This is a genomic window from Rhizobium sp. UBA1881 (genome assembly GCF_002338015.1).
GTDB lineage: Bacteria > Pseudomonadota > Alphaproteobacteria > Rhizobiales > Rhizobiaceae > Rhizobium.
Genome location: NZ_DDHH01000057.1, coordinates 72452 through 91281, shown reverse-complemented (window position 1 = coordinate 91281; position 18830 = coordinate 72452). Strand labels below are relative to the sequence as shown.

Sequence of the window (18830 nt, the reverse complement as noted above, 5' to 3'; positions counted from 1 at the left end):
AGGATGCGAAAATGCGCCTGTTCAAGAGAAGAACAAGTCATCATGGTCTGTGGCAACGCGACAACGCGGGTCGCGCCTTTGCGAGCCACGGACGCTTTCGGCTGACGATCAATGGTGCGGACGAACGCTGGTTCTACCGCGTTACGGATATGCGCGGTGAACTGCCCGCCGTCGACAGCAGCCCATTTCCGAGCGAGCAAGAAACGCTGAGGGCCGCGCAGGCCGAACTTGAGGAAAACGCCGACCAGCTACCGGCACCGGCGGAATACTGATGCTTCCAATAGACGCCACGACGATGTTGGTTGTCAGCCGGTAGCACCGGTGGCGGTTTTTGCCTTCACCAGATGGCTGTCTGTCTTACCCAGCCAGATCATGGCCAGCCGGTCACCTGTCTGCTTTGCCAGATACATGTAATTATCCGCACGCTTCACGAAGGAAGCCGCGTCATCCTCTGGCTGCAGGAGCGTGACGCCCATAGCGGCCCCCAGTTCGACAACCACACCTTCGACGGCAATCGGCTTGAAGATGCGATCGACCGCATCCCTGAGCGTGAGTTCCACGTCGTTCAGATGCGAGGAATCGACCTCGAGAAGAACGACGAACTCGTCGCCGCCGATGCGCGCGATGAAATCGTTGGCGCGGAAGCTGTCGCGGAAGCGGCTGGCGATGATCCTCAGCACCTCGTCGCCGGCGGCGTGTCCCATCGTGTCGTTCACAGCCTTGAAGCCGTTGAAATCGATGAAGGCCAACGCCAGGAGCTTGTCGGTTTCGTCGCGCCGGTCGAGATGCTCGGCCAGAACTTCGTCGAAACAGGCGCGATTGGGCAGGCCCGACAGCGCATCGGTGCGCGCCGAAGCGCGGAGCGCAAGCTCGATTTCGTGCTGATGGCGAACACGCGCGGAGACGTCGAGGATGACTTCGACATCGAAGGACACGCCATCGATGACGGTGCGCTGCGCGGAGATCAGCGTCGGCAGGATCGTTCCGTCGGCATGACGGATATCGACTTCCTCCAGCACATAACCGCCGTCTTCGGCGAGCATGCGATGGCGCCGATCGCGCGCCGGGCTGCTGATCGCGGCCCCTTCCGAAATCAGCGTTCTGCCGCTGATGTCCTCCCATTTCAGGCCCGTAAGCCTGAGATAGGCGTCGTTTACCTTCAGATAGCTGGATGTCTCGGTGTCGCTGGTCGACACGGCCATGGCAATCGGTGCGAACTCGAACATTCGCATCAATATCGAAGTCAGGATCTCTGGTGGAAGTATCTCTTCGTCGGCCATACACGTGATCGCAACAAGTATGGCTGGTTGTGTAACAGACGAAAGTTAAGCTCTTCTGACTTAAAACGCTAATTTACCAAACACATGACGACAGCGAATTCTCAGGTTCCGCGCGCGATAAAATCGGAGCCGCCGCTTTGCAACCGGTGTGATTACACCTATCTTGCGTCATCATCGTCAACGAACAAGGGCTCCTGTGTTTCTCGAAATTGGAATTGTGGTCTTGCTCACCATCCTGAATGGTGTGCTCGCCATGTCGGAATTGGCTGTCGTGTCTTCCAGGCCCGCCCGCCTCAAAGTTCTCGCCGATCACGGAAGCAGAGGAGCCGCACAAGCCATAAAACTTGCCGAGAACCCTGGCAGGTTCCTGTCGACCGTGCAGATCGGCATCACGCTCGTCGGCGTTCTCTCCGGCGCCTTCTCGGGCGCCACGCTCGGTAGCCGCCTGACAGCCTGGCTGCAGCTTCAGGGCATGTCGCCGACTGTCGCCGATGCCGTCGGCGTCGGCACCGTGGTCATCGCCATCACCTACCTGTCGTTGATTGTCGGCGAATTGGTGCCGAAGCAGATTGCGTTGCGCGAACCGGAAGCAGTGGCCGCAAAGGTTGCGCCCGCCATGGCTGTCCTGTCGAAGATGGCGCTGCCGCTCGTCTGGCTGCTCGATGCTTCCGGCAAACTCGTGCTGAAGCTGCTCGGTCAATCGGGCAAGGGCGGCGACAATGTCTCCGACGAAGAGATCAAGACGGTTCTCGCAGAAGCGCAATCGGCAGGCGTGATCGAGAGCGAAGAATCCGCCATGATTTCCGGCGTGATGCGGCTTGCCGACCGCACGGCGCGCGCGCTGATGACGCCGCGACGCGACGTCGAGATCATCGACGTGGACGACAGCCTGGAGGAGATCCGCGCCCAGCTGCACAACACCAAGCGTTCGCGCCTGCCGGTCAGAAAGGGCAGCTCGGACGAAGTGTTGGGCGTGCTGGCCGTCAAGGATTTCTACGACGCCATGTCCGTTCAGGGCACCGCCGACCTGAAGGCGATCACGCAGGACGTGCCGATCGTCTCCGATCTCTCCAACGCCATCAGCGTCATCCAGGCGATCCGGACGTCGCCCGTGCACATGGTGCTTGTCTTCGACGAGTACGGACACTTCGAAGGCGTCATTTCTTCCGGCGACATCATGGAAGCGATCATGGGCGCGCTGCAGGATGGCCCGATCGACGAACAGGCGATCGCGCGCCGCGACGACGGCTCCTATCTCGTCTCCGGCTGGACGCCGATCGACGAGTTCGCGGAATTCATGAGCCTGAAGCTTGGCGACGATCTCGAATACCAGACCGTCGCGGGTCTCGTTCTCGAAGAGCTGAAGCACCTTCCGGTGCTGGGCGAAAGCTTCACCAAGGATGGCTGGCGTTTCGAGGTCATCGACCTCGACGGGCGACGGATCGACAAGATCCTGGTCAGTTCGCTGGACACGCGCCAAACGGCCGACGTCGAGTAATCACTTCGGAAGACATGTCGCGAGCGGTACCCGGACAGGATATCCGCTCGCGGCGCAATAGCTATCAGCGCTTCATGTCAGGGCAGACATAGGGCACCTTGGCGACGCTGTAGCGGTGCTCGACTGTATCTTTCCCGGCCTTCACGCTGAGCGTCAGCTGGCTCGGCGACACTGATTTCACCTTCGCGGTGATTTTGGCGCCATCCTCATCCCAGGTAACGGTATCGTGAGAGCTGCGGCTCCATTTGCGTAGCGCATATGTTTCCCAGCAGGAATCCATCAGCAGGCTGCCATCGGCCATGAACACCATCATCACGCCGGGAAGACCGGATTGCGATTTGGTCTCGATCCACGCCCGGCCGACAAGCGGGTCAGCGGCCGGCGTCTGAGCCGCCGCAATCGGCGCCACCATCGTTGCCATCGTTCCCGCAGAAATTGCCAAGATCTTGTATAGATTATTCAATTCTCACTCCTCCATTCTGGAATCATGTCCCAAGAGATAAGGATCGAAGCGACAGGATTGTGACCGCCGCGCGCTTTTCTTGCGGCAATGTCGCTTTGCGGGACGCTCGACAAACGGCCACCCGGCTGCGCGCGCCTTCCCCAACTTCCGCGCCGCGCCCGGTCCCTGAAGGCCGAAGCAGCGAGGCCGCGCACGGCCCAACTCTCCCGATAATCCATTCCTCATAAACGATACGTTAGGGATCTGTTGACCATAATCGACTGCAAAGCGACCTCGCCGATCACAAGAATCCGGCTCTCGCACCCCATCAACAATGACGGAAGTCGTGTTCGTGTACCATGCAGTCTTTTCCGTTCCCGTGACCATGCTGGCCCTGGCTGTGTCGCTTGCCGCGCACCGAATGGTGATGATCGCCCTGGTCATATTCGCGGCCATGGCCGGCGCAACGCAGGCGGCCGCCGACGACCGCGCGCTAAAACTCTATTTCACCCACACGGGAGAGCGGGCGACCATCGTCTTCAAGCGCAACGGCAAGTTCGATCCGAAGGGCCTGGCGCAGATCAACCGCTTCCTGCGCGACTGGCGCCGCAACGAGCCGACCAAGATGGATCCACGCCTGCTCGATCTGGTTTGGGAAGTGTACCAGCGCAGCGGCGCCAAGGAACCCATTCACGTCGTATCCGCCTACCGCTCTCCGGCCACGAACAACATGCTGCGCACCCGCTCGCGGGTGACAGGTGTCGCCAAGAAGAGTCAGCACATGCTTGGCAAGGCGATGGACTTCTATATTCCCGGCGTGAAGCTCGCCACCTTGCGCGGCCTTGCCATGCAGATGCAGGTGGGCGGCGTCGGCTATTATCCAACCTCCGGCTCGCCTTTCGTGCATCTCGATGTCGGCAATGTTCGCGCCTGGCCGCGCATGTCGCGGCTGGAATTGGCACGGCTCTTCCCAAGCGGCCGCACGCTACATCTGCCGGCCGATGGCCGAGCCTTGCCCGGCTATGAGCTGGCGCTCGCCGACCAGAAGAAGCGCAACCGCCCTGTGGCAATCGAGACCATCCGTACGCCGGAAAGCGATGACGACGAAGGCGCTCCGGCACCCTCCCGCGCTCTCGTAACCGCGATGCTGCCGGTGCCGCAGACACGCGCCGAACGCGGCCTCGAGCTTCAGCTTGCCCGGCCGACGCCGCGCGCCGACAACACAGATAGCAAGGTTCCCGACCTCGCCTCCCTCACCGTGCCACTGCCGACCTTCAGGCCGACGCTGGATGAAACCACCACGGCAAGCGTTCCCACGCCCGCCGCTCCCGTCCTGCTCGCTACCGCCGTCACCGGCAAGGGATCGGCTGGCCAGCTGCTCTTCGCCCTCCACGCAGGCGGCTCGCTTGCCGGCGGGGCGGCAAAGCGTTCTGATATGACCGCGGTCGCTCCTCGGGAACCGCAGGTCGTATCGGCGGGCGTCGGCGCCATGTCCGGCAAGGCGCTGGTCGCTTGGGCCTTGCAGCCACCGGGTATGAAGATCGAGATGACCGCACCGCGGCCATCAGGCATGCGCCTGACGACGCTCGAAGATGTCGGTCCTGCGATCGACAGCGACACCGACGAATTTGCCGAAGAGGAATTCGATGAGGACCGCTTCGCCCTGGACGGCTAGGGGCGAGCCTTCAGCGGTTCCCACCACCACTCAGTATTGCGTGAAATCGCCGGTTTCCGATTGCAGCAGCGTCAGCGGATAGCGGGCCGGATGGTGCACAAGCGCCGTCATGTTGACCGGGCGGTTGCGGTCGTCGAAGGCGATCTGGTCGACCGTCAGCACTGCCGCCGGCGGCGCCAGCTGCAGCAGGCGCGCCTCGTCCTCGCCCGCCAGACGGGCACTCAGTGTCGTTTGGCCACGTTTCGGAAATATGCCGTAGCGCTGGCGCAGCTCTTCATATAGCGAGCGGTTGGCGATACCCCAATCGAGGTCGAGCAGCCCCGGCACGCGCCCGGCCGGAATCCAGTCAGTCTGTATCACCGCCGGAATATTGTCGAGCAGGCGCAGGCGCGATAGCACCACGACCTCGGCGCCGGGGGCGAGGAAGAGTGGTCTGCTGACTTCGAGCGGGGCCCGCACGAGGCTTGCCTCGATCAGCTGGTGACCCGGCGCACGGCCATTGGCCAGCGCGATGCTGGTGAAGCTCTTCAGCACCTGCAGCTCGAAGCCGCCGCCGCGTTCCGTGACATAGAGCCCTTTGCCGGGCTGGCTATGCACCACGCCCTGCTGGATGAGTTCACGCACCGCGTGGCGAATGGTGATCCGGCTCACATCATAGAGATCGACGAGTTCGCGCTCGGAGGGCAGCTTGCCGCGCAGCGGCAGACGCCCGTCGCTGATTGCCGCCAGCAGTGCCTCGTACACCTGCTTGTGCAGCGGCCGCGGGTCGTCGCGATCGATGACGCCGCGTGTTGCGATCAATGTGTCCTCGGTTTCGAGCGTCTTCAAATTCGATTTTCCCTGGGCTTTGGCCGCCTCTTCCAATGTCATCTTCAACGCAATTCTCTCGAAAGTCCATATTGACATAACTGGTCATAACCAGTCCTATTGATTGCAAGGAGCCAGAAGAGCCCCGACGATGCCGTGCACTATCACAATCAAGGGAACCCACCATGCTTAAGAAGAGCCTTGCCGCCCTCGCGTTCTCCGCCGCCCTCTGGAGCGGAACGGCCCACGCTGAGACGATTTCCGTATTTTGCGCGCCGACGGAATTCGAGCTGTGCACCAATGTCGCCAATGCCTGGAAGGAGAAGACGGGCAATGAAGCGAAGATCAACAAGATGCCTGCGCTGCTCGATGACGCCATTCCGATCTATCAGCAGCTGATCGCGGCGAAGTCGACCGATATCGACGTGCTGTTCCTCGACGTCATCTGGCTTGGCATGTTCAAGAACGGCCTTCTCGACCTGAAGACCGTCATCCCCCAGGCCGATCAGGACAAGCACTTCGCCTCTACGCTTAACGCCGCCAAGCTGGACGGCAATCTGGTCGCCATGCCTGCCTACATGGACGTCGGGCTGATGTTCTACCGCAAGGATCTGCTCGAAAAATACGGCAAGCAGCCGCCGAAGACTTGGGATGAGCTGGCCGCCACGGCCAAGGAAATCCAGGACAAGGAGCGCGCCGACGGCAAGGGCGACATGTGGGGTTACGCCTGGCAGGCCAAGAGCTATGAAGGCCTGACCTGCGACGCGATCGAGCTCGTTGCATCGAACGGCGGCGGCACGATCATCTCCGACGACGGCAAGGTGACGATCGACAACCCGAAGGCTGCAGAAGCGATCGAAAAAGCAAAGGGCTGGATCGGCTCGATCAGCCCCGAGGGTACGCTGAACTACGACGAGGAAGCTTCGCGCGCCGTCTTCGAATCCGGCAACGCTGTGTTCCACCGCAACTGGCCCTATGTCTGGGGCACGTCGCACAAGGAAGGCAGCGCCGTTGTCGACAAGGTCGGCGTCATGCCGCTGCCCGTCGGCACGGAAGGCCAGAAGTCGAGCGGATGCCTCGGCCCGATGTATTATGGCGTCTCCAAGTACAGCTCCAAGCCTGACGTTGCGGCAGATTTCGTGAACTTCATCACCGGCCCCGACATGCAGAAGAAGCGCGCGCTGCAGGATGCGGTCAATCCCTCCATCCCGGCGCTCTACACCGACCCCGACGTTCTGGCGAAGATCCCCTTCCTCAAGGACAACCAGCAAGCCTTCGCCGATAGCGCGGTGCGGCCCTCGGGCTATACCGGCACCAGCTACAACCGCGTGTCGCAGGCCTTTTATCGCTCCGTCCACGACATGCTGTCTGGTGGTGGCGATATCAAGTCCGGCCTGACCTCGCTCGCCGGGCGACTGGAAAAGCTCAAAGAAAGCCGTTGAGCCTCGACTGAACGTACAGGGGCAGGCCGGCGATCGGTCTGCCCTGGTCTCGCGCATCGCACACCGCCACCAGCAAGGGGGCGAGCCCTTTATCGTGATCAAGTCCGGGTGAAAAATGGCATCGGTTTCGCTTGAATCCGTTTCGAAGAATTTTGGGACGCACACCGTCATTCAAGGCGTCGACCTCAGGATCAACGACGGCGAGTTCGTCGTCTTCGTCGGCCCTTCCGGCTGCGGCAAGTCAACGCTTCTGCGCATCGTCGCGGGCCTTGTCGCCGCATCCAAGGGTGTCGTGACGATCGGCGGCGAGGACGTGACCGATGTTCCGGCCTCGAGACGCGGCGTCGCCTTCGTCTTCCAGTCCTATGCGCTCTATCCGCATATGAGCGTCGCCCGCAACATCGGCTTCGCGCTGGAAACGCTGGGCATGGCCAAGGACGCCATCAGCCAGAAGGTCTCATCGGTTGCGCGCATGCTCAAGGTCGACCACCTGATGGATCGCCGGCCGCGCGAACTCTCCGGCGGCCAGCGCCAGCGCGTGGCGATCGGCCGGGCGCTGGTGCGCCAGCCCGAGATCTTCCTGTTCGACGAGCCGCTGTCCAACCTCGATTCCGATCTTCGAATGGAAATGCGCATGGAGATCGCCAAGCTCCATGACGACCTGAAGACGACGATGATCTACGTCACCCACGATCAATCGGAAGCGATGACGCTCGCCGACCGGATCGTCGTCCTGAACCACGGCCGCATTGAGCAGGTGGGAACGCCGCAGGAACTCTACCACGCCCCTGACAATCGCTTCGTTGCAAGCTTCATCGGCAGCCCCCGGATGAACTTCCTGGCCGTCTCGCCGAAGACAGGCGCGGATGCGGGCACGATCGTCGGCCCCGGCAATCTCTCGATCGCCATGGTCGCCAACAATCCCTCAGGCCCAATCGCCGAGATCGGCATCCGGCCTGAGGGACTGCGGCTTGTTGGCGCGAATGAAGGCCGAATCACCTGCACGCTGGAACGCGTCGAAGACCTAGGCCACGAGCATTTCGCCTATTGCCGGATCACCGACGACACCGTCTGGGTCATCCGCGTAGCGAAGGCGCCTGCGCATGATCTCATCGGTCAGCCTGTCGGCCTGGATTTCGCTGACGCCGCCGTCTTCGCCTTTACGGCCGACGGCAAGCGCGTTCTGCTCAGCCATCCAGCCGGCGGACAGGCACAGGTGAGCCAACCATGAGCGCCAAACTCGCCCGCCGCGATTACCGGGCCGCATGGCTGTTTCTGGTTCCCGTCATCGCCGTCATCCTCTTGGTCGCCGTCTGGCCGCTGAGCCGGACCTTCTTCTTCTCCTTCACCGACGCCTATCTTGACGACCCCTCCGTCTACTCCATGGTCGGTCTCGATAACTTCATGGAGGTCATCAACGACCACAGCTGGTGGGTTGCGGTGAAGAACACGCTCGTGTTCACCGTCATCTCGGTCGCGATCGAGACCGCCCTCGGGCTTGCGATCGCCTTGCTGCTCAACGAGATGATCCCGGGCCGCGGCCTGGCGCGCGCCGCCATTCTGGTGCCATGGGCCATTCCTGTCGTCGTCGCCACCAAGATCTGGGAATGGATGCTCAACGACCAGTTCGGCGTCATAAACAAGATCCTTACGGGGCTCGGCGTGGTCGATCACGGTATTGCCTGGACGGCCAGCAGCTCGCTGATCATGGGCGTCGTCATTTTCATCGACGTGTGGATGACCACGCCTTTCATGGTGCTGCTCATCCTCGCCGGTCTTCAGCTAATATCGCCGGAGATCTTCGAGGCCGCCGAAGTAGACGGCATCCCTGCCTGGAAGCGCTTCTGGTCGATCACCCTTCCGATGCTGCGCCCGGCGATCGGCGTCGCCGTCCTCTTCCGTGTTCTCGACGCGCTCAGAATGTTCGACCTTGCCTATGTCCTCGCGGCCAGCAACGAGAACGTGATGACCGTATCGATCTATGCCCGCGACCGGCTGATCAGCTTCCAAGAACTCGGCGTCGGCTCGGCAGCGTCGACCTGGGTCTTCCTGCTCGTCGCGCTTGTCGCAATCATCATCATCGGGGTTCTTCGCCTCGACAAAGCGGCGGGGACCTGATCGATGGCCAATGCAATCGCACAAAAGGCACTGCGCAAGCCCGCCGGCTACTATCGAATGAGACGGCGCGTCGTGCGCGGCCTGCAGATTTTCGCCCTGCTGCTCGTGCTCGTCTATACGCTGTTCCCATATTATTGGGCCTTCGTCTCCTCGACGAAGCAGGGTGCGGCACTCTATCGCTCGGCCCTGATGCCGGCGCTGGATTTCACCTACTACCGGCAACTGATCGACAACCCGGTCTTCATGGGGTCGCTGCTCAACTCGGCCTATGTCGCGATATCGACGACCTTCCTGTCGCTGATCATTGGGCTGTCGGCCGCCTACGCGCTCGGCCGCATCGAGTTTCCGCAGCGACGCGCGATCCTGATGATCGTCCTGATGATCTCGATCTTCCCGCAGGTGGTCGTGCTCTCGGGCATGTTCGAGCTGATCAACTGGCTCGGGCTCTTCAATCGCCCGAGCGCGCTGATCCTCACTTATCTCCTGTCGACGGTGCCCTTCACGACATGGATTCTCACCACCTTCATCCGCGAGTTCCCACGAGAACTGGAAGAGGCTGCCATCATCGACGGCTGCTCGCACTTCCGCATCCTGATGAAGGTGCTGCTGCCGCTGATGGGGCCGTCGCTGGCCAGCACCGGCATTCTCGCCTTTATCCTCGCCTGGAACGAGTTCCTGTTCGCGCTGACATTCACGCTGACCGACGAGAACCGCACCGTGCCGGTGGCGATCGGCCTGATCGCGGGCACAAGCCGCTACGAGTACCCGTTCGGGCAGATCATGGCAGCCTCGATCACCGTCACCCTCCCCCTCATCGCCGTCGTGCTTATCTTCCAGCGGCGGATCGTGGCGGGCCTGACCGCCGGCGCCGTCAAAGGCTGACAGATACAAGGATCAAGACCATGGACATGCTTGTGAAGCTCTACGAGCTGAAGCGCGACCCAGCACTCGACAGCCGCATGACGTCGCAAGGGGTCACCATCCGCCGCGTGCTGGTGCCGGAACTGCCGGCGCTGACATCGTGGATCGAACCGCGCTTCGGCGCCGGTTGGGCGGCCGAGGCGACCGCCGCTGCCATGCGCCAGCCGACCACCTGCTTCATCGCCATTCAGGCGGGAGAACTGATCGGGTTTGCCTGCCACGAGGCGACAGCCAAGGGGTTCTTCGGCCCCACCGGCGTCGATCAGGCGGCCCGAGGCAAGGGTGTCGGCCACGCCCTGCTTCTGGAAACGCTGCTCGACATGCATGCGCAGGGCTATCCCTATGGCGTGATCGGCGGCGCCGGGCCCATGGATTTCTACAGCAAGAGCGTCGGCGCGATCCCGATCGAGGGCTCCGATCCGGGTATTTATCGGGGCATGCTGTCGCTAGCCCACCCGAGCGAAATCTCCTCATAAAGGACACGATTTCGGACGCATCACCGCCGTAATTCAGCCTTTGATTTCAAAAATACCTGTCATGCCGGCGTGGCGCTGCTTCGCCGGTACAGCAGGCGTTGTGGCCTGTTTCGACAGGGCCGGCGACCGGTGTGTCTGTCACAAAAATTGATTTTAAGATGGACAATTTTTGTATATCGCCCTATATACGCAGCTAAGGAGCACAATGCTCTATCGAAAATGACAGTATCAAAGTTCGAATACGTGACCTTTTGTCATATCGGATAGATATTTTCGATATAATATATTTTTCCTCGGACGAATTTGACTTATAAAATGTCTATTTGTCTCAGCAACACAACGGATAATACATCCTGATCCAGACGATATTCTGCAGATCGTGGACGTATGCGAATAAAGGAGAATGCCTGGCCTCTCGAGCTCGGCGCCAAGATTATATGAATGCTGCAACTGAAACAGACGCGCCGACATCATCGGCTTCGACCAAGATCAGTCTCAACAACATCTACAAAGTTTTCGGCGAACACCCGAAGAAAGCCCTCGCGCTACTGCGCGCCGGCAAGTCAAAATCCGAGATCCATGCAGCAACTGGCTGCTCGATCGGCGTCAACGACGCCAGTTTCGATATTCGCGCCGGCGAGATCTTCGTCATCATGGGCCTGTCGGGCTCCGGCAAATCAACACTACTGCGCCTCCTCAACCGGCTGATCGAACCCACATCCGGCTCAATCAAGATCGATGGCCGCGATATCACCGACATGTCGCGCAGCGAGCTGATCGCGCTTCGCCGCCGCGATATCAGCATGGTCTTCCAGTCCTTCGCGCTGCTTCCCAACCGCACCGTTCTCAGCAACGCCGCCTTCGGCCTCGAGGTTGCCGGCGTCGGCGAGGCCGAGCGTCGCGAGAAGGCATTGGCCGCGCTGAAGGCCGTTGGCCTCGAAGGCTATGCGGACAGTCGCCCGGATCAGCTTTCCGGTGGCATGAAACAGCGCGTCGGTCTTGCCCGCGCACTTGCCAGCGAACCCACCATTCTCCTGATGGACGAGGCATTCTCTGCGCTCGACCCGCTGATCCGCACCGAAATGCAGGACGAACTCGTTCGCCTGCAGTCCGAGCACAGCCGCACCATCGTCTTCGTCAGCCACGATCTCGACGAGGCGATGCGGATCGGCGATCGCATCTGCATCATGCAGAACGGCAATGTCGTGCAGATCGGCACGCCGGACGAGATCGTCACCAAGCCGGCCAACGACTACGTCCGCTCTTTCTTCCGCAACGTCGATGTCGCGCATGTCTTCAAGGCAGGCGATGTCGCCCGCAAGTCGCAGGTCACTATCATCGAGCGCGAAGGGGTTTCGGCTGCGGCAGCACTTGAGCGGATGAAGAACTACGATCGCGAGTACGCAATCATCCTCGGTCGCGACAAGACCTATCACGGCATGATCAGCCAGACCTCGCTGATCGAGAAGATCAGGGCGAAGACGGCCGATCCCTATCGCGGCGCCTTCCTGCCCGAGATCGAGGCCATTCCGGCCGACGAACCGCTGTCGAACGTTCTTGGCAAGGTGGCAGCCAGCCCCTGGCCGGTTCCCGTCATCGACGGCGGCAAGCGCTATCTCGGCTCCATCAGCAAATCCGCGCTGCTCGAAACGCTCGACCGCGCCGGCTGATCACAAACACATCGGATAAATCATGAACTTCGATATCGGAAACGGCATCGACGCTGCCGTCAATTATGTGCTCGACAACTTTTCACCCGTGCTTGATTTCATCGCGGCCACGATCGGCTTCGTGACGTCAGGCATCCAGAACGCCCTGCTCGCGATCCCCATGCCGGTTGGCATCGCGATCTTCGTGATCCTCTCGCTCTGGCGCGTCGGCATCGGCTTTGCGGTGTTCACCGCGCTCGGCCTGCTGCTCGTCAACCACATCGAGCTCTGGGGTCCGATGATGGAGACCTTGTCGCTGGTCATCGCCGCGACGCTGATCGCCATGCTCATTGGCCTGCCGCTCGGCATCGCTATGGCCCGCAAGGATTCCGTCGCAGCCTTCGTGCGTCCGGTCCTCGATCTGATGCAGACCATGCCTGCCTTCGTCTACCTGATCCCGGCCGCCATGTTCTTCGGCCTCGGCGCCGTCCCCGGTGCGATCGCGACGGTCATCTTCTCGATGCCGCCGGTAGTTCGCCTGACCAATCTCGGCATTCGCCAGGTGGATGGCGAGTTCATCGAGGCGGGCAATGCCTTCGGCTGCACGGCGACCCAGCTTCTGTTCAAGGTGCAGCTTCCGAACGCCCTGCCCTCGATCATGGCGGGCATCAACCAGACGATCATGCTGTCGCTGTCGATGGTCGTGATCGCCTCGATGATCGGCGCAGGCGGCATCGGCAACACGGTTCTGACCGGCATCCAGCGCCTCGACGTCGGCACCGGTTTCGAGGGCGGCATCGCCGTCGTCATTCTAGCGGTCATCCTCGACCGCATCACCCAGAGCCTTGGCAAGCCGCGCGCCGCATTCTGGCAGGGCCTGTTCAGCAAGAGCGAAGGCGAAAAGCTGAAGCCGGCGACGGCCTGATCTCTAGCAACTCATCATGGTGGGCAGCGCCTGCCAAATGCGAACCTTCACAAAGGAGCACTCATGTTCAAAACACTCGCAACCCTCGGCCTTGCCGCCGCTCTCGTCAGCGGCGCGGTCAGCTCGACCATGGCGCAAGATGCCAAGCCGGTGAAGATAGGTTGGGCCGCCTGGTCCGACGCCGAATTCGTCACCAAGCTTGCCGCTAAGCTGATCGAGACGAAGCTGAACCAGAAGGTGGAGCTCGTACAGGCTGATGTCGCGCCGCTCTACCAGGGTGTCGCGCGCGGCGACCTCGACACGATGATGATGGCCTGGCTGCCGCAGACGCATGCCGACTACTACGCCAAGGTCAAGGACAAGGTCGAGACGCTCGGCACGGTCTATGACGGCGCCAAGCTCGGCTGGGTGGTTCCCGATTACATTCCAGCCGACCAGATCGGCTCGATCGAGGACCTGAAGAAGGAAGACGTGCAGAAGAAGCTCTCTGGCACCATCCAGGGCATCGATCCGGGCGCCGGCCTCACGCGTCTCTCGGAAAAGGCCGTGAAGGATTACGGGCTCGACGGCTACAAGCTGCAGATCTCCAGCGAGGCCGGCATGCTGACTACGGTTGACCGCGCGATGCGGGGCGAGAAATGGTTCGTAGCCACCGCCTGGAGCCCGCACTGGATGTTCGGCAAGCACAAGCTTCGCTATCTCGATGACCCGAAGAAGTCGCTTGGCGAAGCAGAACATGTCGACATTCTCGCCCGCAAGGACTTCAAGTCCGACAACCCCAAGGTTGCTGCCTTCCTGTCGCGCATGAATCTGTCAATCCCCGATCTCGAAGCGGCGATGTTTGCCGCGCAGGAAACGTCCTACGACAAAGCCGTGGATAAATATATCCAGGACCATCCCGACCAGGTGAAGAGCTGGATCGGCGACGAAGGCTGACCGGATTATCGCGCCCGGCCCGATTTTCGGCGGGGCGCGACCCTTCGACCGAACAGGAGCGATGAATGTATATCGACCGCCTGCAACCGACCGACGCCGAAGACGACACGATGGGTGGGCGCATGTCGCTCGCCCGCGACGCGGTGAAACTCTCCATCGAAGCCGCCGCGCGAAGCCTCGGCATCACGCCCGACATCTGGGCATCGTGGGAAAACGACCGCGCGGCGCCCGCTGCCGGCAATCTGGAAACGATCGCCGATACGCTTGAGGTCAGCCTCGCATGGCTGCTGCGCGGCCATGGGGCGGGACCGACATGGCCGGTTGCGAACGACAACGCTCAACGGCCGAGCTGAACGGAAAGCCGCTGTGCGGCCGACCGATCACTGCACACAAAGACAAGGAAATGACAATGGATACGAAAGCGATCACCGCTGAACTGGCACAGCATGTCCCTGTTACCTCCACGCTGGAGAACGTCATTGAGGATGTCGCCCCAACCGATCTCGGGGATATACATACGCTATACTCCGACATGGGCTGGCTGATTGCCGAGCGTTTTTCGACGCTTGAGGACAAGCAGCGGGTGTTCGAGCTGATTGAGCTCGGCATGCGCAATGGCGATGGAAGACTGAAGGATGCCGTCTCCACCGGACTTATCGAGGCGATGATTTCACGCACGGGCGCCCAGCCGGCGCGATGGCGCCAGATATTGGCCGAGCTCGGCCCGCTCTCGTCCGCCTACGTTAGGCAGTAATCAGACAGACAAGCCGGCTGGCCGCGCGATTTTCAACGCACGGCTCGCGGTTTGGGTTTGCGTGGGGGCGCCGACCTGTCATACGAAGACCCGCAAGCAAAGAGACACAGGACCCTCCCCATCATGCCAAACTCCCTCATGCCCGTTTTTGACGGCCACAACGACGTGTTGCTCCGGCTGCAGCATTCGGGCATCGCGCAACCGGCCAAGGCGTTTATCGAGGGAGAGGCGACTGGGCATATCGATCTTCCCAAGGCGCGCGCCGGCGGCCTGGCCGGAGGGCTTTGCGCGATCTACATCCCCTCGCCCAGCATGGGGAAGGACGCCAATGGCGATTTCCTGACGCCGGCACAGCCGGAATCGCTGAACCGCACCCTCGCGATGGCCCGCATTCTCTTCGACATCGAGGCTCAAAGCGCCGGCGGGCTGAAAGTCTGCCGCACGGCAGCCGATATCCGCCAGTCGATCGAAACCGGCGCCTTCGCGGCCGTGATGCATATTGAGGGTGCCGAAGCGATCGCCGCCGATCTCGATGCGCTCTATGTGCTTCACCAGAGCGGGCTTCGCACGCTCGGACCAGTCTGGAGCCGGCCGAACATTTTTGCTTACGGGGTGCCGTTCCGCTTCCCGTCATCGCCCGACATCGGCCCCGGCTTGACCGACGCTGGCAAGGATTTGATCCGCGCTTGCAACGAGTTGAAGATCATGGTCGATCTCTCGCATATGAATGAGCAAGGCTTCTGGGACATCGCCAAGCTCTCAAGCGCCCCTCTGGTCGCCTCGCATTCCAACGTTCACCACATCAGCCCGCACAGCCGCAACCTGACCGATCGGCAGCTTGACGCCATCCGCGATACGGGCGGGCTTGTGGGCATCAATTTCGGCGTGCTCTTCCTGCGCGACGACGGCACCCGCAACGCCGACACCAGCCTCGACCTCCTGGTCCGCCACGCCGCGTACATCGCCGATCGCATCGGCATCGACCACGTCGCCCTGGGCTCGGATTTCGATGGAACGACGATCCCGGCGACGATCAAGGACGCGACCGGTCTACCTCAGTTGATCGACGCGTTCCGCGCCGGCGGCTTCGATGAGAAGGCCCTGGTCAAGATCACCCACGCGAACTGGATCGATGTGCTCGAGCGCACTTGGGGCGGCTAAGTTACCAGCGGTGGTAATCGCGGCATAAAACGCCGAGAACCATGGGCTACTTGGACACGTGCTCCGGCTTACCCTTGGTCTTCGTGGATGCGAATTCCTCAAGCTGCTTTTCCGTCATGGAATCCACCATCTCGCGGGATGCGCCCTTGAGCTTGCTCTTCGGCGTTTCACCGCGCTTGGCAGACAAAGCTGCGCCGGCTGCCTTTTGTTGCGCTTTCGATTTTGCGGGCATGATCGTCTTCTCCCTTTCACCTTGAACTCACGGCGACACTGAAGGTTCCTGCGACAGAGCGCTCAGTCATTTCAACCGCCGCGATAGACTTTCTGGCCCCCGATCCTTTCCTTTTCGAAAGAGCGATTTATCTAACGCTCTGTGACTAAAAGATTTTTCAACGGAGTGGGATCCAAATGGCAGCATCTATACTGATTGGAATACTGATAACCTTCCTGGTCATCATCCTTGTCTTGTACCTTGTTGCCCGCCTGCCGATCGATGCCAGAGCTAAGCAGATCGTGCAGATCATCGTCATCATCATCGGCATCATTTCGCTTTTGAAATATCTAGCGGTTTTCTAAGGCCAGGGCTCGATCGATGGAGGGATCGCATTGAGCCTGATCCGCGGTAAAAGCACCGAGAAGACGAAGGCCAGCTTTCCGGAGCTGTTTTTCGATCTCGTCTTCGTATTCGCGCTGATCCAGCTGTCGCACACGCTGGTCGAGGACTTCAGTTCGACGACGCTCGCGGAATCGATCTTGTTGATCCTAGCGATCTGGTGGCTGTGGGTCTACACGACCTGGATCACCAACCTGCTCGACACCGACAAGGAAGCGGTGCGCCTGCTACTCTTCGCCCTTATGTTCGGCGGCATCCTACTCGCGATCGCCCTGCCCGAGGCATTCAAGCATCAGGGCACGGCATTCGCGGCGCTCTATTGCGCCATGCAGCTCGTGCGCTCGGTCTTCATGCTCTACGCCTACAAGGGCGTCGACCGGCCCTCTTACCTCACCTTTGTGCGCATCACTGTCTGGGTGATCGCTTCCAGCGTCTTCTGGATAATTGGCGGTTTCGCCAGCTTTGAGGCTCGCGTCGCCTTTTGGGGCGTCGCACTATTGATCGAGTACGTCTCGCCTTTGGCGCGCTACTGGGTGCCTGAACTGGGAGCGTCGCCGCGCGAAACGCTCGACATATCGGGCGAGCATATGGCCGAGCGCTGTGCTCTCTTCGTCATTCTCTGCCTAGGCGAAACCATTCTGACGACGGGCAGGACTGCCGCGGAACACATGCAGTCGAACCTGTCGGTCATGGTTTTCTGCAGCGCGTTTCTGACGACAGGCTTCATGTGGTGGATCTATTTCCACCACGGCCAGCAGAAGGCGGCCGACAAGGCGGAGACGACCTCGGCGCCCGAAACCGTGGCCCATGGTCTTTTCACCTACGGGCACTTGCCGATCGTCGCCGGCATCATCCTCACCGCCGTCGGTGAGGACTTCAGCCTGTCGCATCCCGAAGAGCATAGCAGCCTGAAGACCACGCTCGCCATTCTCGGCGGGCCGGGGCTGTTCTTGATCGGAAATATCTGGCTGAAATTGACAGCCGCGCGTAAGCCGCCGCTCTCTCACATCGCCGGCCTTGCCATCCTGCTGGGGACCCCCGTTGTGCTGCCGATGCAGCAGAATTTCACGATCCAGATGGTGAGCACCGTCACGCTTTTGCTCGTCGCTCTGTGGGAGTATGTGGCGTTGCGAAAGGCGAAAGCCACCACCGCCTGAGCCACGGTGGCTCACTCATTCGCACATCGGCGAACCGTCGCACCCCGGATCGCCGAGATGGCGACCGGGTGCGACAAATCCGAAACTTAATCGGCAGAGCCGATCTTATCCTGCGTCTTCGTGTCGAAGTCGCTGGCGTCGTGACGCTCCCAGAGCTGGCTCGACGGTTCGCCGGAGAGACGGTTGACCATGCGCCCGCGCTGAACAGGCTTGCGCTCGCCGATCAGATCGGCCCAGCGCTGGATATTCTTGTATTCCTGAACCTGCAGGAACTCCGCCGCTTCGTAGATCCAGCCCTTCACCAGCCCGCCATACCAGGGCCACACGGCTATGTCGGCGATGGTGTATTCGGCACCCCCGAGATACTCACTCTCGGCAAGACGGCGATCGAGCACGTCGAGCTGGCGCTTGGTTTCCATCGCGAAGCGATCAATCGCATATTCGATCTTGGTCGGCGCGTAGGCATAGAAGTGGCCGAAGCCACCGCCGAGATAGGGCGCGCTGCCCATCTGCCAGAACAGCCACGAGAAGCATTCGGCGCGCGCCGCCGGCTCCGTCGGCAGGAAGGCCTGAAATTTTTCGGCAAGATAGGTCAGGATTGAACCGGATTCGAAAACGCGGATCGGCTTGGCACCGCTGCGATCAACCAGAGCCGGGATCTTGGAGTTCGGATTTGCCTGAACGAAGCCGCTGCCGAACTGGTCGCCATCGCCGATCCTGATCAGCCAGGCATCATACTCGGCGCCGCTGTGACCGGCGGCGAGAAGCTCCTCGAGCATGATCGTCACCTTGACGCCATTCGGCGTGCCGAGCGAATAGAGCTGCAAAGGATGGCGCCCGATCGGCAGTTCCTTCTCATGCGTCGCGCCTGCGATCGGTCGATTGATGTTGGCGAAACGCCCGCCGCTGTCCTTGTTCCAGGTCCAGATCTTTGGCGGCGTATACTCAGTCGAATTGGCCATGCTTTGTCTCCAGT

21 protein-coding genes are annotated in these 18830 nt (G+C 61.0%); 16 read left to right on the top strand and 5 right to left on the bottom strand.

The window, feature by feature from the left end; genetic code table 11:
- Positions 1-11 precede the first annotated feature (11 nt).
- Positions 12-272: a hypothetical protein gene (locus tag B3605_RS05955; protein WP_047504739.1), complete on the top strand. Its 261-nt coding sequence runs from the start codon at positions 12-14 to the stop codon at positions 270-272.
- A 33-nt stretch (positions 273-305) separates the two neighbouring features.
- Here B3605_RS05955 and B3605_RS05950 read toward each other — a convergent pair whose 3' ends face one another.
- Positions 306-1226: a GGDEF domain-containing protein gene (locus B3605_RS05950; protein WP_296433286.1), complete on the bottom strand. Its 921-nt coding sequence runs from the start codon at positions 1224-1226 to the stop codon at positions 306-308.
- Positions 1227-1476: 250 nt separating this feature from the next.
- On the opposite strand from B3605_RS05950, the gene B3605_RS05945 reads away from it, so the two are divergent.
- Entirely contained in the window at positions 1477-2778 is a 1302-nt protein-coding gene (locus B3605_RS05945; RefSeq protein ID WP_047504742.1) for a hemolysin family protein, read from the top strand.
- Between the two features lie 64 nt (positions 2779-2842).
- On the opposite strand, the gene B3605_RS05940 is transcribed toward B3605_RS05945, so the two are convergent.
- Positions 2843-3241 (bottom strand): hypothetical protein, encoded by a 399-nt coding sequence (locus B3605_RS05940; RefSeq protein WP_296433285.1) that lies wholly within the window; start codon positions 3239-3241, stop codon positions 2843-2845.
- Positions 3242-3566: 325 nt separating this feature from the next.
- Between B3605_RS05940 and B3605_RS05935 the strand changes: the two genes are divergently transcribed.
- Positions 3567-4895, top strand: a complete 1329-nt coding sequence (locus tag B3605_RS05935; protein WP_289727895.1) for a DUF882 domain-containing protein — start codon at positions 3567-3569, stop codon at positions 4893-4895.
- A 30-nt stretch (positions 4896-4925) separates the two neighbouring features.
- On the opposite strand, the gene B3605_RS05930 is transcribed toward B3605_RS05935, so the two are convergent.
- Positions 4926-5723 (bottom strand): GntR family transcriptional regulator, encoded by a 798-nt coding sequence (locus B3605_RS05930; protein ID WP_112435335.1) that lies wholly within the window; start codon positions 5721-5723, stop codon positions 4926-4928.
- Positions 5724-5887: 164 nt separating this feature from the next.
- Here B3605_RS05930 and B3605_RS05925 point away from each other — a divergent pair, with 164 nt between their 5' ends.
- The 11 genes from B3605_RS05925 (at position 5888) to B3605_RS05875 (ending at position 16084) form a co-directional block, all read left to right on the top strand.
- The gene (locus B3605_RS05925) at positions 5888-7144 is read left to right on the top strand and encodes an ABC transporter substrate-binding protein (RefSeq protein WP_112943408.1); all 1257 of its coding nucleotides are present in this window, start codon (positions 5888-5890) and stop codon (positions 7142-7144) included.
- Positions 7145-7259: 115 nt separating this feature from the next.
- Positions 7260-8375, top strand: a complete 1116-nt coding sequence (locus B3605_RS05920) for an ABC transporter ATP-binding protein (RefSeq protein ID WP_113008998.1) — start codon at positions 7260-7262, stop codon at positions 8373-8375.
- Positions 8372-9262, top strand: coding sequence for a carbohydrate ABC transporter permease (locus B3605_RS05915; RefSeq protein WP_112425135.1), 891 nt, complete (start codon positions 8372-8374; stop codon positions 9260-9262). Before B3605_RS05920 ends, B3605_RS05915 begins: the two co-directional genes overlap by 4 nt.
- 3 nt (positions 9263-9265) lie before the next feature.
- Positions 9266-10144 (top strand): carbohydrate ABC transporter permease, encoded by an 879-nt coding sequence (locus tag B3605_RS05910; RefSeq protein WP_018896683.1) that lies wholly within the window; start codon positions 9266-9268, stop codon positions 10142-10144.
- A gap of 20 nt (positions 10145-10164) precedes the next feature.
- Positions 10165-10659 (top strand): GNAT family N-acetyltransferase, encoded by a 495-nt coding sequence (locus B3605_RS05905; RefSeq protein ID WP_113168265.1) that lies wholly within the window; start codon positions 10165-10167, stop codon positions 10657-10659.
- A gap of 437 nt (positions 10660-11096) precedes the next feature.
- Entirely contained in the window at positions 11097-12329 is a 1233-nt protein-coding gene (gene proV / locus B3605_RS05900; RefSeq protein WP_018896681.1) for a glycine betaine/L-proline ABC transporter ATP-binding protein ProV, read from the top strand.
- A 22-nt stretch (positions 12330-12351) separates the two neighbouring features.
- The gene (locus B3605_RS05895; RefSeq protein WP_113168266.1) at positions 12352-13233 is read left to right on the top strand and encodes an ABC transporter permease; all 882 of its coding nucleotides are present in this window, start codon (positions 12352-12354) and stop codon (positions 13231-13233) included.
- Between the two features lie 63 nt (positions 13234-13296).
- On the top strand, positions 13297-14169 hold the full coding sequence (locus tag B3605_RS05890; protein WP_296433271.1) for a glycine betaine ABC transporter substrate-binding protein: 873 nt from the start codon (positions 13297-13299) through the stop codon (positions 14167-14169).
- Between the two features lie 65 nt (positions 14170-14234).
- On the top strand, positions 14235-14522 hold the full coding sequence (locus tag B3605_RS05885; RefSeq protein WP_113008994.1) for a helix-turn-helix domain-containing protein: 288 nt from the start codon (positions 14235-14237) through the stop codon (positions 14520-14522).
- A 56-nt stretch (positions 14523-14578) separates the two neighbouring features.
- The gene (locus B3605_RS05880; protein ID WP_296433269.1) at positions 14579-14923 is read left to right on the top strand and encodes a DUF7674 family protein; all 345 of its coding nucleotides are present in this window, start codon (positions 14579-14581) and stop codon (positions 14921-14923) included.
- Positions 14924-15046: 123 nt separating this feature from the next.
- Positions 15047-16084, top strand: a complete 1038-nt coding sequence (locus B3605_RS05875) for a dipeptidase (protein WP_289727811.1) — start codon at positions 15047-15049, stop codon at positions 16082-16084.
- A gap of 46 nt (positions 16085-16130) precedes the next feature.
- Here the strand turns inward: B3605_RS05875 and B3605_RS05870 are convergent, their stop codons facing one another.
- Positions 16131-16316, bottom strand: a complete 186-nt coding sequence (locus tag B3605_RS05870; protein ID WP_112818901.1) for a DUF3008 family protein — start codon at positions 16314-16316, stop codon at positions 16131-16133.
- A gap of 176 nt (positions 16317-16492) precedes the next feature.
- On the opposite strand from B3605_RS05870, the gene B3605_RS05865 reads away from it, so the two are divergent.
- Together B3605_RS05865 and B3605_RS05860 are read left to right on the top strand one after the other, a co-directional pair.
- On the top strand, positions 16493-16660 hold the full coding sequence (locus tag B3605_RS05865) for a Thivi_2564 family membrane protein (RefSeq protein ID WP_018896674.1): 168 nt from the start codon (positions 16493-16495) through the stop codon (positions 16658-16660).
- 30 nt (positions 16661-16690) lie between these two features.
- The gene (locus tag B3605_RS05860; RefSeq protein ID WP_113008992.1) at positions 16691-17854 is read left to right on the top strand and encodes a low temperature requirement protein A; all 1164 of its coding nucleotides are present in this window, start codon (positions 16691-16693) and stop codon (positions 17852-17854) included.
- 86 nt (positions 17855-17940) lie between these two features.
- Here B3605_RS05860 and yghU read toward each other — a convergent pair whose 3' ends face one another.
- Entirely contained in the window at positions 17941-18816 is an 876-nt protein-coding gene (yghU, locus tag B3605_RS05855; RefSeq protein WP_113168270.1) for a glutathione-dependent disulfide-bond oxidoreductase, read from the bottom strand.
- Positions 18817-18830 lie beyond the last annotated feature (14 nt).

Coding starts and splice junctions, on each gene's coding strand:
- B3605_RS05955 (WP_047504739.1), top strand. CDS start 12: ATGCGCCTGTTCAAGAGAAGAACAAGTCATCATGGTCTGTGGCAACGC.
- B3605_RS05950 (WP_296433286.1), bottom strand. CDS start 1,226: ATGTTCGAGTTCGCACCGATTGCCATGGCCGTGTCGACCAGCGACACC.
- B3605_RS05925 (WP_112943408.1), top strand. CDS start 5,888: ATGCTTAAGAAGAGCCTTGCCGCCCTCGCGTTCTCCGCCGCCCTCTGG.
- B3605_RS05920 (WP_113008998.1), top strand. CDS start 7,260: ATGGCATCGGTTTCGCTTGAATCCGTTTCGAAGAATTTTGGGACGCAC.
- B3605_RS05915 (WP_112425135.1), top strand. CDS start 8,372: ATGAGCGCCAAACTCGCCCGCCGCGATTACCGGGCCGCATGGCTGTTT.
- B3605_RS05910 (WP_018896683.1), top strand. CDS start 9,266: ATGGCCAATGCAATCGCACAAAAGGCACTGCGCAAGCCCGCCGGCTAC.
- B3605_RS05905 (WP_113168265.1), top strand. CDS start 10,165: ATGGACATGCTTGTGAAGCTCTACGAGCTGAAGCGCGACCCAGCACTC.
- proV (WP_018896681.1), top strand. CDS start 11,097: ATGAATGCTGCAACTGAAACAGACGCGCCGACATCATCGGCTTCGACC.
- B3605_RS05895 (WP_113168266.1), top strand. CDS start 12,352: ATGAACTTCGATATCGGAAACGGCATCGACGCTGCCGTCAATTATGTG.
- B3605_RS05890 (WP_296433271.1), top strand. CDS start 13,297: ATGTTCAAAACACTCGCAACCCTCGGCCTTGCCGCCGCTCTCGTCAGC.
- B3605_RS05885 (WP_113008994.1), top strand. CDS start 14,235: ATGTATATCGACCGCCTGCAACCGACCGACGCCGAAGACGACACGATG.
- B3605_RS05880 (WP_296433269.1), top strand. CDS start 14,579: ATGGATACGAAAGCGATCACCGCTGAACTGGCACAGCATGTCCCTGTT.
- B3605_RS05875 (WP_289727811.1), top strand. CDS start 15,047: ATGCCAAACTCCCTCATGCCCGTTTTTGACGGCCACAACGACGTGTTG.
- B3605_RS05870 (WP_112818901.1), bottom strand. CDS start 16,316: ATGCCCGCAAAATCGAAAGCGCAACAAAAGGCAGCCGGCGCAGCTTTG.
- B3605_RS05865 (WP_018896674.1), top strand. CDS start 16,493: ATGGCAGCATCTATACTGATTGGAATACTGATAACCTTCCTGGTCATC.
- yghU (WP_113168270.1), bottom strand. CDS start 18,816: ATGGCCAATTCGACTGAGTATACGCCGCCAAAGATCTGGACCTGGAAC.